Genomic DNA, 12,631 nt, shown 5'->3' on the forward strand with positions numbered 1-12,631 from the left:
GCATAAAAAGGGGACTCAAGAGACCGAGGCGCTTGGCCGATCGCGCGGCGGTTTCACAACCAAACTCCATGCCCGGTGCGATGCGAAAGGCCGACCGCTCGGCTTCGTCCTGACGCCCGGACAAACGCATGATACCCAGGGCTTCGCGCCGTTATTCCGGATGATCTCCGACCAGATCGAGGCGTTCCTCGCCGACAAGGGTTATGACGCTGACGCCATTCGCGACGAGATCGCCAGCGCCAATATCGAGGCCGTCATTCCGACAAAAAGCAACAGACGCCAACCAATCCCGCACGACAAAGCCAAATACAAATGGCGTAATCAGATCGAGCGCCTCTTCAACAAGCTCAAGAACTGGCGGCGCGTTGCGACCCGCTATGACAAGACCAAGGAATCCTACCTCGGTTTCGTCGCAATCGCTGCAGTCAAACTATGGATACCCTTTGTCCACGAGCGCTAGTCAGAATTGGCTTATCTTAAGTCAACAGGCGTCCGCCTTTGATTTTCGCGCGGTGCACACCTAACAAGAAGATGAGGTGAAAGAGCTGGTTTACTGAACGTAAATTTCAATTGTTATTTCATAATACAACTGTACCGCTTAGGCCGCAGGAAAGATTGTTTTCAACAAGTGGTTGAAATTCCTCGTTGCGATATAAGTTTCTATTCAAAGTTTCGTTGCGATTGACGCAGGTATTCGTCTTGCTGATGCCGTGCCGCTGGACATGATTGCCGTACCCTTCGGTGGACCTCTGCGGTTTCTAGCCGTTGCCGCTCCTGATTATCTGGCAAGCCATCCAGCGCCAACAGTTCCCGATGAACTTCGGTCGCATCGCTGTATTCGCCAACGTCTGCCAAGCGGGAAATTGTATCAATGGGAGTTTGAACAGGCGGGTGAAATTCGCACCGTCGACGTGCCAGGTGTGTTGACGCTTGATCATAATGGAATGATGGTGGAGGCAGCCGTTGCCGGCATGGGCATCGCCTATGTACCTGAGAAGGCGGCGGCAGAAGCGGTACAGAAAGGAAAACTGGTCCTGGTGCTGGAAAGCTGGTGTCCTCCTGCGCCTGGATTGTGTCTGTACTACCCCGGTCGTCGCCACGTCCCTGCAGGCCTTCGCGCATTTATCGATGTTTTGAGCGCACAGTTGCCAAACTGAAACAACATGTCGTGCCGGAACGCTCAATGCAGATACGCGCCCGGTTCATTTGGTTTAAACGCGGCATTCGAGTGCTGTGGTGACTACCTGGTCAACGCAGGGCAGATCAGATGACATCTTAACTGCTTATCGATTGAAAAGTATTGATAGGCAGAATTGAAGTAACCAATAAAATTTCTATTGCATGGAAATGTCGAACGGCCTATTTTTGAATCGGCCTGTGCTATTAAGAATATTAAATAACATCCGGTGGGCTTGTATGACAAAAAAAAGAGCCTTTATTGTCGGCAATGGTCCTTTGCTAATGGACATGTCGGAGCAGGTTAATAATAGCGATCATGTTATTCGTTTCAACGAGCCAAAAACATCAATCGGAATGAGTGGTACCAAGACTACCTGGCTCTTCGTTGCCAACACTGGCAAGCCGATGGAAAGGCGATTGAAGAATGATCAGTATTCTACGTCCTGCCTGGTACAGGAAGCGGAAATGGTTTTTCTGGTTTCCCATCCTTTAACGATCGAAAAATACTCCTTAAAACCGAGCCTGTGGGCGCGCATGAAAGGCAGACGAGCAGATTGGACCTGGGCCGCTCTTGCCATGTATGGTCGCGTTGGGAAGACCGTCGCCATCTTGTCTCCGGTTGAATATGAAAAGGGCTGTGAAGCGCTTGGACTCAACCTCGATGAAATTGTGAGCCAGCGCACCTTCCCGAGCACAGGATACCTGGCTATCCGCTATGCGCTGGAGCGGCTCCCTGCCGAGATATGGGACGTGGAAATTGCAGGGTTCAGTTGGCAGGGCTGGCAGAATCACACGTGGAAACAGGAACGTGATTGGCTCTTTGAAAGAGCGAAAGAACGACCGATCAAGATTTGGCCAGCCGGGGACGACTGGAAACCGAAGTATGCCAAGCCGGACAGATATAGTCGCAATGCCGCTAAGTCCAAACAAAGGTCCAGCCGTTGAATATCTTCGTAATTAATCTGGACCGCCGACCGGATCGACTGCGGCATATGCTTGATACATTCGATGCTCTCGATCTGCAATTTACCCGCGTTCCTGCGATTGATGGCAGTAGTTTCTGTCACAATACATATGTCCGGCCCGGAGAAGCAGCCTGTTTCATGAGCCATCGTATCTGCTGGCAACGTATTGTGGAGGACGGGCTTGTCGCTGCTGCGATTTTGGAAGACGACTTGCATATTATGCCTGACGCGTCCTGGTTATTACGTACGACAGAATGGATTCCTGGTGAAACAGACATCATTAAACTGGAAACCATGTTACGGCCGGTGAAGCTTGATAAAGCTCCAGCTTCTATCGTCGCTGGGCGTAAATTATATGGCTTGCGTAGCAATCACCTGGGAGCCGGGGGATATATTCTAACTCAGCAAGGCGCACAACGGCTTCTGCGCCAAAGTGCGGGATGCAATACGCCCGTGGATCATTTTCTGTTTGATTTTAGAAAACCGTGGGCGAAAGACTTGAATACTCTTCAACTTTTTCCAGCTGTGTGTGTACAGGATTTTTTTCTTCGCGGCAGCAGACCATCATTCCAACTTGGTAGCGATTTACATGGCGAGCGCACTTTTACCTGCAAGGGATGGAGTAAGGTGTGGCGCGAAACCAAACGGCCTCTACAGCAATTTTTTAGATTATTCAAACGGGTTAGTGCCAATCTTTTTACCAACAAAAAATGGACTGTAGTGCCATGGGAATAGCGCGTACAGCTCCCACATACTTTGTCAAAGCTGATTAGAAACGCGATGTCGCCAGCCAGTTAGAAACGCGATACTGGCTTGGCGATTAGCCCCGGCCTCCAATCCTGAAATCACGGGTCACAGCAAGATGATTGAAATTCTGCAGGTAAAATATCTCAATAACGCCCTTGAGCAGGATCACTGGTTTATCAAGCGGATTACCAACACGTGTTGGGCTTCAAGGCCGTTCATTCAGCCTCAGCGACAATCGCGGGCATCGAAGTAGCGCACACGATCCGCAAGAAGCAGTTCGCGAATGACAATTCGCTCGCCATTCCAGCTCTTTGCGGAGCTCGCAGCATAAATGTGTTCAAGAATAAGATTACTATTAACCAGCTGAAATTTTTGCGACAAAATCGTAACGATGCACCCCTATATCATTGAAGCTATGCAGCCCCCTCAGCCTAACCATGCCACGGCCACCAAACGGTCCATACCCAAACAGGTCTTTCACGCTGGCAACGCATTTACTTGCGGTTTACCCCCCGCGTTCCTCGAACCCTTCGGCATTACCTTCGTCCACCTTTTGGCGCAGATATTGCTTCAGCCGATTGATATCATCGCTCTGCCAGTTTTCGGCGCTGGTGATGTCACGCCAAGCTTCCAGATAAAGAAGTTGACGTACGAATTATCATGCACCCTTATTCTTGCCTGAAGGGATGCAGTACATCAGGCAGGGACGAATCAATGCCCACGTCAGCACTCGGCACGGAGGCATTTCACCTGGAAGGACTTTGAGAACAAGGTGCGATTAACGCAACGGTGACCGAATAACCGGCAGCAGACCATTTGTTATGTTAAGCCGAGTATTGTTTACACTCGAAAGCATTCAAAGAAAAATTCAAACTTTCTAGTCCAGATACCACCGCCAACAATGCAAAACTGGCTTTTAAGGAGCGGAAAGTTGGCTCACAAAGGCCTTCATTCGACTGGAGATTCTTATGATAAAGCTTATCACGTTGACCTCGTTTGCCGTTACCTTGCTCTCGTCAACGGTTCTGGCTTCAAGCTCGGGCTCCATCGACGCAATTACATTGTCTTCTGGTGGTATGGCAGAAATATCCAGAAAGCCTACAGTTTCCAACGATGGAATTGTCGAGATCGAAGTTCCTCTCAATCAGGTCGACGATGTACTCAAGAGCCTTGTCCTCAAAGGTGGAACGGGTGCGATAATGAGCGTTTCTCTCGCTGGTCCAAATCTGCTTGAGGAGACTTTCCGACAGCTCCCATTTTCACCGTCGAGCCTGTCCTCATTGTCTGCTTTCCTGTCTTCGATACCCGGAACGGCAGTTACGGTTTCCAGTGCTGGAAAAACCGTCAGGGGTAAAGTCCTCGGCGTTGAAGCTTTGAACAAATCCGGCAATGCAAACTTTCACGTGCTGACTGTGCTTGATCAGGATGGGCATATCCAAACCATCAAAATTGGAGAAGATACGTCGCTAAGTGTTGATGACGCTGAGATGAAGCTAAAGCTCACAAATGCTACAACAGCCTTGGGACGCGGGAGCAACGATAGTGCTCGTGTCATTCGCATAACTGTCCGCAATCTTTCAGTCGCGGATTCGCGTCTGGCTTATGTCGTTGCAGCGCCCATCTGGAAAACAGCTTATCGGATTTTAACGGAGCCAAATGGCAAAGCCAGACTTCAGGCCTGGGCCGTTGTCGAAAATGCAAGCGGCGAAGATTGGAAAGACGTCAAGTTGACGCTTACTTCGGCTGACCCTGTCACCCTAAAGCAACGCCTGCACCATATCTATTGGAAGGATAGGACTGAGGTAATTGTAGACACGGCGACCAATAATGTTGTCGAGGCAGATACCGGGAATCTGGCGAATAGAGTGAGGTCGCGCTCCGCCGCGAGCGAGAAGGCCGCAGTCTTCGAGAGTGATGAGCAAGCGGTAGAAGAGATGCGCGCGCCTGCGCCAGCCATTAATGGCTATGGAGGTGGTTCTGCGGCGGCAAATCCGAGCGATACCGTTGCTGCGGTCTCTGAGAACGACAACAGTGCAAGTTTTGAGCTCCCCGGCACATTTAGTCTGACCAATGGTGATAGCTTATCTGTGCCTATTACTGATGCACAGATCGAAGCGGAAATGATCTCAATCTATCGAAACGGTAGCAGCAATATCCATCCGGTTGCCGCTATTATGCTGAAGAATTCAACAGGCAACAGCATGCCAGGCGGTATCCTGACTGTTTACGACAGTGTTGCCGGTTACGTTGGTGATGCCCAGCTATTGAACCTCCCAAAGGGGGATACGAGAATTGCCGCTTTCGCGACAGACCGTAAGGTAACGATTACGCAAGAGCAGGAACCAACGAGACAGATCACCGATATCAAAGTCGCGGACGGAATCGTTCGTATTTCTGAAAAATTGCGCGAAACTACGATCTATCGGATATCCGGCGCTCTTGATGTTGACAGGACGGTTATTATTGAACACCCAGTTCGGGTGGGCTGGTCGTTTTCCTCTCACGCTGATGATGGCAAGACAGTTTCCCACCACCGGTTGAAAGCCTCGGTCAAGGCCGGGGAAGAACAATCAGTTGTCGCTGTTGATGAACAGCTCCGCAGCGAAAGTTTCGGGCTCATCGATGTCGATCCGACTGCCCTTCTAAGTTGGTCGTCCTCGGCTTCTGATAAGGGTGTTGCAGAAAAATTTAGCCAGCTTGCAAAATTAAGGCAGCAGCAAATCGACAAGCAGCTTGACCTTCAAAGGGTTGAGGAGAAACTTGAGTATCTTCAAGGTGAGCAGGGACGTATTCGCGACAATATCGGGGCTGTGCCAGAGAATAGCGATCTGAAAGCCAAATATCTAACGATGCTAGAGGAAAGTGAGGATGCGATCTCAGAAATGTCGAAAGCCAGAGAAACGGGTAAAACAGATCTCGATCGCTTTGCCAAAGAACTCAAACAGCAAATACGGAATTTCTAAAACGCGAAATATGGTGCTTCGATGGCTGATCCGTACAACTAGCCGGAAGGTCTGGTCCTTGATGGATGCGGGGATCTTGGTTGGGATTGGAAAAGCTTCTCCCCAGAACGGCTGCGGACTTGCTATCCGGGTGCTCCCGACTAGCCTTGCTCTCCCGTAAGTGCCTTGAAAGGCGCACAGAGCGCCAATGCGGCGATAAGGAGGGCCGACCAAATGGCCCTTATACGGTTAGCACCTGTAAGCGAAGAAATGGGCACTGTTATTTTTTCCTGAAATCCGAGTCGCATGAAGGCGCGGCATTTGAATAGCGGGATAGTGAACAGGCTGGCGACATGGAAGTTGTTAATGTGCACCGCCGGCGGTGCTTGTCGGAGCAAAAGCTTTGCAACATGCGAGCCTGTTCGATATTAAGCGGTCAAGGAGCTTAAGGAGAGGCATGCACGCTGGCTGTAGACAGCCGTGCGGGGGGCCTTCAGAAAGCTTCAGGCGGCCAGGAATCCCCCTCTATTCCGCAGCACATCTTCAAGTGGGACAAGTCCTTTCATAGCACTACCGCCGATGACTGGCTTGCCGTTTTCGATTGCCAGTGCAAAACGAAACGCGGTGTCAGCCTCGAGGCGTTGGCGCAACCGCAGAATGCGCGGAAAATCGTGAGGTTCGATTGCCTGGTGGAAATCCGCCCAACGCGCTACGCCAACGAACACTGCGTCCGCCAATGTCGGCTTGTTTCCCAACAGATAGTCGGTATCGCCGATCATTGCTTCGAGCTGTTCGTGGCGTTGGGCAACGAAGCTGCGTCCGAATTTGCGCAGCGTTTGTTTTTCGTCTTCGGTGGCCTCCTCCGCTTCCAGCGCGACCCACATTGGAGAGAATGCTCCAGTGAATCCCGTGTTGAGAAAGGCGATGTATTGATGCATGCGGTCAGCCTCTGGCGTGCCAGGCTCGAAGCTGATCCTGCGTTCGGTATCGCGCGCCTCCAGCCACAGGGCGATCGCCATCGTCTCGGTGAGAACGTGATCTTCGGAAGTGATAAGCACTGGCGTTTCCACCCTGCCGTTCAGGCGTTGATAGGCTTCAGTGCGCATTTCCCCAAGCATGTCCACGCGGGTAATGCGATAGGGCTGGCCAAGCCATTCAAAGGCAGTGACGAGCCCCGCGGAACTGCCAAGCGGAAAGCCGGAGGCGAGGATTGGTTCGGATATCGCTTTCATTGAATGTCTCCGTATGATTGATCCGCTCCAGATTACATATGTAGACTTTCATCTAAAAGACTGGCAAAAAGAGACTCAATGTACACATATGTGGACGTTAATGTTGAACCTCAACGATCTATATTTCTTCACTCAAGCAGTTGATAACGGGGGCTTCGCCGCGGCAGCTCGACGGCTCGATTGCCCGAAATCGACGATCAGCAAAAGGGTCGCGGCCCTTGAGAAGACACTCGGCGCACAATTGGTCCACCGCACCTCGCGCAGGTTTTCGTTGACCGACGTAGGCCGTGAAGTTTACGATCATGCTCGTGCTGCGATGATCGAAGCGGAGGCGGTCGAAGCCGTTGTGCATCGGCGGCTGGCGGAACCCAGCGGCACTGTGCGCATCACAGCATCGGTACCTACCGCCCAGTTTCAGCTTGCGGACCGTTTGCCTCTGCTGGCACGGCAGTTTCCGAAACTCACGGTACAGTTACACGTCACCGACCGCTTTATTGATCTGGTGCAGGATGGTTTTGACATAGCGGTTCGTAGCCATTTTGAGCCGTTACCGGACTCAGACCTGATACAACGTCGCTTGAGTGAAGATCGGATTATTCTAGTGGCTGCACCCTCTTATGTCGACCAGCACGGCGAGCCGACAACGCCCGAGGTATTGAGCGAGCATCGGGGTCTGATGTCCAACATGACAATGAAGCCCTGGCGGTTGAGCGATTCAGACGGTCGTACTGTAGAAGTGGTGCCACGACCGCAGTTTTATTCCGATGAATCTGTGACGTTGATAAGGGCTGCCGTAATGGGTTTGGGGATTGTTTGTTTACCTGAAATGATATCTGCGGAGGCAGTCAGGGAAGGGCAGCTGGTCCGTATACTGCCGACATGGACGGCGGGCACCGTAATGTCAACAATCCTCACACCACACAAACGTGGGCAACTCCCCGCCGTGCGAGCAGTCATCGATTTTCTAGTAGAGGAGGCTGCATCAGACAAGGGTCTTTCGTCTTAGCGGGAAGATCAACAACCAACCGGCATACTTTACGATGGATTGTCAGGACCCGATGCGGCAATCGTTCGCTAAAAGAGCACCGGAAATGCATTTTGCAGCGAACCGGGCACAGGCGATGGCTGAAATGGGTCGGTCTGAATTCCTGACTGGTAATCAAGTTCCACGGTCCGCGTGGGTGGCTCGCTAGGCGGAATATTACGATGTTAGGGCTCCAGCCTACGATGTTTTCTCGGCGACCACTGCTACAGCAGACGGCAAAAGCCGTCCTACGGTAATCTTAAAACGGGTCGGATAGATGAAATTCAATCATCTATCTCTGCAAGCTTGACTGACAAGTGGTTGGTTCCTGCTAATTGGTAAACAGGGCTCTTATTTCTGCGGGTTGGCATCTAACGCTCTCAACCGAGGGGGCCATGAATATAGTTCTCGCAGAGCGATATCACCTGCAGTGCAACTTCAATTCATCCCATCCCGAAGCGACGGGTTTACTCGGAGATTCTTGACGGTAAGATCAAGTGCCTGGGCATATTGTCTGGCATAATCAGAATTATCTGATTTTACCTTCGGGGTTCGACTGGAAAGGGCCCGGTTGTCTGGATGTGGATCCGGATGCGTGACATGGCACGTTTGGCTGCTGCCGGGGGAAAGGCATTACCGCTGGGCTATCATCGTCTCTATCGCTGGTGGTATTTATTGGTTTTCAAACATTTGCAACTGTTCTGGCCAGCTTATGGCTGATGATGACCGCAGCCCCGCTTCGGTAGCGTTTTCACTAACTTCGGTCCATTTTTCCAGGAAAAGACTCTTCGCACTACCGTCGGCACCTCAAGCATCTTCTGCCTGCTAACAGCACAGCTGTGGCGAGTATGGCGGTGTGCTTCGGGCCAAATGAATTGCTGCAACATACTTTTTGGGAACAGTCATGTTGCGTTGACCGGGTGAAATCGTCATGTTTATTATCGGAAAATTTGATCGCACAATAAGAGACGATAATGAAGATTTTCATAGCGGGCCTAGATACCGAAACGAATACGTTTTCGCCAATGCAGACTGGTCTCCAGGCCTTCTCTGAAAACTTGATCGCCTATGGTGATGCCACTTCGAAGGCGCTGAACTGCTGTTCATCGCAACTGTCTGTCTGGCGCGATGCAGCAGAAGTCAGGGGGTGGAGCATCGCCGAAAGTCTTTGCGCCGTGGCTGAGCCTGGCGGCAAAACCACCCGCTCTGTCTACGAACATTTTCGCAAAACAATTCTTGACGATCTTGAGGCGGCGTTGCCAGTGGATGCCGTCATGCTTGCACTCCATGGTGCCTGCGTTGCTGACGGTTATGATGATGTCGAAGGGGATCTTATTACCCGTATACGCAGCCTTGTTGGCGCTCATGTTCCGATAGCCGTCGAGCTCGATCTGCATTGTCATATCACTGACCGCATGATCGACAATGCAACGATAATCGTAACTTACAAGGAATACCCGCATACCGATATTGAGATTATAGCAGGTCAGCTCTTTGCTATACTGGAACGAACGCTCTGGGGTGAAGTCGCCCCTGCCATGGCGGTCTATGACTGCCGTCTCATCAGCATTTTTCACCCGCACCGGGAACCGTTGCGCGGAATCGTGGACCGTATGAAAGCGGCAGAAGGGAACGATGGCGTATTGGCTGTCTCCTTCGGCCACGGTTTTCCATGGGGAGACGTTGCGGATGTCGGGGCGAAAATGCTCGTTGTCACCGACGGTGATCAGCAGAAGGCGGCTCGTGTCGCCGAAATCTTTGGGCGAGAGATATACGATGCACGTGAGCAAATGCGCGGCACTTACCTGTCCGTTGACGAGGCGCTCGACCGTGCATTCGAAGCACAGGATGGCCCCATCGTATTGGCCGACGTTTCAGACAATGCTGGTGGTGGAGCCCCAGGCGACTCCACTTTTATTCTGCGCCGCATTATTGAACGCGGAATTGAAAACGTCGCCTCTTGTCTTTATTGGGATCCGATCGCCGTGCGGATGTGCCAGGAAGCGGGAGAAGGCGCCAAGCTCGCGTTGAGGATTGGAGGAAAGGTCGGAGAGGTGTCGGGTGCGCCACTGGATCTGACTGTCACGGTCCGGCGGATTGCTTCGGACATTACGCAGCGATTTGGTCCGACGCCGCTTGGTATCGGGGATGCCGTTTGGGTCAATGTGGGAAGTATCGATATCGTGCTGAATACCATCCGCACGCAGACATTTCACCCGGAATGCATGACGGGGCTCGGAATTGATCCATCGAAAAAGAAGATTATCGTGGTCAAGTCGAGTAACCATTTCCGGGCGGGTTTTGAACCTATCGCGCGCGAGATACTCTATGTTGGCGCTCCCGGTGCGCTGCAGCCACGTTTCGAAGATCTGCCTTTCACAAAACTGGAAAAACCTTACTGGCCGAGAGTTGCGGATCCGCTGGCCCAGTAGGGCACCATGTTGTTTTACAGCGAGATGTAAACTACGTGCTCATGTCGGCGACGTAATTTCACCTCTTGAAACAGGGCCCTGGATGTCTCGGGGGGTAGATCATGCGAATGGGAGATGTCGATGATGAATGATGCGAAATCCAGCCTCGGCGATATCCTGAGGGACATCCGGGGCCGCAACCATTGGACTCTTGCTGAAGTTAGCGCAATGACCGGGCTTGCAGTGTCAACCCTTTCCAAGGTTGAGAACAACCAGATGCAGCTAACTTATGACCGGCTTATCCAGCTTGCTCAGGGCATCAGTGTTGATATTGCAGAGCTTTTTGGGGCCGTAGCCACCCCTGATGAACTTTCAAATGTGATGGGCCGGCGTACATACACAAAGTCCGGAGAGGGCCGTTCGATCATTACGCAGAACTACGACTATCTCTATCTTTGCACAGAGATCTACAAGAAGGCGATGGTTCCGATCCTCGCTGTGGCGCATGCTCGAACGCTTGAGGAATTTGGGCCGCTCATCCGGCACAAGGGCGAGGAATTCATCTACGTACTCGAGGGTGAACTGGAACTGCATTCAGAAATTTATGCCCCTCTTCGTCTCAAGAAAGGTGACTCCGCCTATTTCGACGCTATGACTGGCCATGGCTATTTAAGCGTGAGTGAAGAGCCCGCCCAGATCCTGTGCGTCTGTTCAACACCCGAAACAGAACTGGTTTCCACGCTGGTCAATACACAAACCATCAAATTCAAAGCGGATTGATGTCTTTAGTTAAGACTGAATCCACATCCGCATTTTAGGAAAAATATTTTATTATAAGAAAATAATTTGATTGCCTGTCCTGGCTATGCAAATCTGTTTCTGCGACCTTCGGGTTTAGTGGAACGAGTTGGCGGCATGCTTTGCAGCCAGTCAGATTGCCGGAGATAACATTGATTGAACAAGCGGTGGCAATTAACAACTTCAACCGTCCAAACCCGGTCGACATCCAGACACCTTACGTAGAAATAAACGAAGATCGCCTGATGCGTAACTTGAAAGAGATGCAGCAGAAGGCGGACAACGCCGGGGTGTCGCTGCGGCCTCACATCAAGACACATAAGAGCCTTACGATTGCCAAACGCCAGCTTCAGCTTGGCGCAATCGGCGTCACTGCGTCCAAACCAGACGAAGCGCTGGTCTTTGTTGAGGGCGGCATTCCATCGGTGACCCTCGCTTATCCTATCGTCAGACCGGATTCGATCAGTCGTCTGATACGCGCTGCGCAGATTTTCGATGCCAAGCTGTCATTTATCGCCGCTCACGAGATCGGCATCCAGGCGATTGCTACTGCCGCAAAAGCACATGATGTAAAGCTTGGCGTTTTTCTGAAAGTTGATGTCGGCCTCGGGCGTGTCGGCGTCAAGCCGCGAGACCCTGTAGCCATTGTGCTGGCTCAAAAGATTGTACGACACCCGCATCTTGCGTTTACAGGCCTTTTTTCTCATGCAGGTCATGCCTATGGCAGCAAGTCCGCTGGAGAACTGGCAGATATTGCAAACGCGGAAGCACAAACCCTCCTTCACCTCGCAGAACAGTTAAAGGAAGCGGGCGTCGAAGTTCCTGCAATATCAGTGGGTTCCACACCGACTTGCTTCGGCGCTCCGATTCCGTCCGGGATAACCGAGATACGGCCTGGAAACTACGCTTTCCTTGACCGCACTGCGCTTCGCCTCGGCATAGCATCGGGCGATAGCATTGCGCTCTCGATCATTGCCACCGTTGTTGCTCATAACGATCATCATTTCATTGTCGATGCAGGTTCCAAATCCCTCTCCTCCGACCTTGGTGCACACGGCTCTGGTGGCGGTGGCTTTGGAATAGCTGTGGGTGTGGGGGAGGGCACTTCAAAGATGTGGGAAGTCGAACGCCTTTCTGAAGAACACGGGTTCGTTTGTTTCAGTGACACGCCGCCGCTTGTCGGCAGTCGTGTTCGTATTTTTCCCAATCATTCCTGTGCAGTTATCGCCCAGTTCGATCAGGTCACCCTGCGACAATCGGATGGAAGAACACGAACCCTGTCCATCGAGGCTCGAGGCCATCAGACTTGATAGCGGTGACGTCGCCGCTCCGC

10 protein-coding genes and 2 pseudogenes are annotated in these 12,631 nt (G+C 51.8%); 11 read left to right on the forward strand and 1 reads right to left on the reverse strand.

Annotation, left to right across the window (positions count from 1 at the left end; genetic code table 11):
• The 6 genes and pseudogenes from AAE521_RS17170 to AAE521_RS17195 form a co-directional block, all read left to right on the forward strand.
• Nucleotides 1–460 (forward strand): IS5 family transposase (locus AAE521_RS17170; RefSeq protein WP_342061974.1); only part of this gene is annotated, 460 nt, incomplete at its 5' end.
• Between the two features lie 223 nt (nt 461–683).
• A pseudogene (locus AAE521_RS17175) lies at nt 684–1,157 on the forward strand (LysR substrate-binding domain-containing protein); the annotation flags it as partial.
• 259 nt (nt 1,158–1,416) lie between these two features.
• Nucleotides 1,417–2,124 carry a glycosyltransferase family 29 protein gene (locus AAE521_RS17180; RefSeq protein ID WP_071633283.1) on the forward strand — a complete coding sequence of 236 codons (708 nt, stop codon included), beginning with the start codon at nt 1,417–1,419 and terminating at the stop codon, nt 2,122–2,124.
• On the forward strand, nt 2,121–2,879 hold the full coding sequence (locus AAE521_RS17185; RefSeq protein WP_342061975.1) for a glycosyltransferase family 25 protein: 759 nt from the start codon (nt 2,121–2,123) through the stop codon (nt 2,877–2,879). The genes AAE521_RS17180 and AAE521_RS17185 overlap by 4 nt, the downstream gene beginning before the upstream one ends.
• Before the next feature lie 112 nt (nt 2,880–2,991).
• Nucleotides 2,992–3,222 (forward strand): annotated as a pseudogene (locus AAE521_RS17190) (DDE-type integrase/transposase/recombinase); the annotation flags it as partial.
• 637 nt (nt 3,223–3,859) lie between these two features.
• Nucleotides 3,860–5,854, forward strand: a complete 1,995-nt coding sequence (locus tag AAE521_RS17195; protein ID WP_342061976.1) for a DUF4139 domain-containing protein — start codon at nt 3,860–3,862, stop codon at nt 5,852–5,854.
• A 482-nt stretch (nt 5,855–6,336) separates the two neighbouring features.
• Here AAE521_RS17195 and AAE521_RS17200 read toward each other — a convergent pair whose 3' ends face one another.
• Nucleotides 6,337–7,065 (reverse strand): glutathione S-transferase family protein, encoded by a 729-nt coding sequence (locus AAE521_RS17200; protein ID WP_342061977.1) that lies wholly within the window; start codon nt 7,063–7,065, stop codon nt 6,337–6,339.
• Nucleotides 7,066–7,165: 100 nt separating this feature from the next.
• On the opposite strand from AAE521_RS17200, the gene AAE521_RS17205 reads away from it, so the two are divergent.
• From AAE521_RS17205 to AAE521_RS17225, 5 genes are all read left to right on the forward strand, one after another.
• Nucleotides 7,166–8,071 (forward strand): LysR substrate-binding domain-containing protein, encoded by a 906-nt coding sequence (locus tag AAE521_RS17205; RefSeq protein WP_342062041.1) that lies wholly within the window; start codon nt 7,166–7,168, stop codon nt 8,069–8,071.
• A 618-nt stretch (nt 8,072–8,689) separates the two neighbouring features.
• The gene (locus tag AAE521_RS17210; RefSeq protein WP_342061978.1) at nt 8,690–8,809 is read left to right on the forward strand and encodes a hypothetical protein; all 120 of its coding nucleotides are present in this window, start codon (nt 8,690–8,692) and stop codon (nt 8,807–8,809) included.
• A 254-nt stretch (nt 8,810–9,063) separates the two neighbouring features.
• Nucleotides 9,064–10,521, forward strand: coding sequence for a M81 family metallopeptidase (locus AAE521_RS17215; RefSeq protein WP_342061979.1), 1,458 nt, complete (start codon nt 9,064–9,066; stop codon nt 10,519–10,521).
• Nucleotides 10,522–10,641: 120 nt separating this feature from the next.
• Entirely contained in the window at nt 10,642–11,280 is a 639-nt protein-coding gene (locus tag AAE521_RS17220; protein WP_235817672.1) for a helix-turn-helix domain-containing protein, read from the forward strand.
• A gap of 170 nt (nt 11,281–11,450) precedes the next feature.
• Complete coding sequence (locus AAE521_RS17225) at nt 11,451–12,608, forward strand: alanine racemase (protein WP_342061980.1); 1,158 nt, start codon at nt 11,451–11,453, stop codon at nt 12,606–12,608.
• Nucleotides 12,609–12,631: the final 23 nt, after the last annotated feature.

This window comes from Brucella cytisi (assembly GCF_038433355.1).
Classification (GTDB): domain Bacteria; phylum Pseudomonadota; class Alphaproteobacteria; order Rhizobiales; family Rhizobiaceae; genus Brucella; species Brucella cytisi.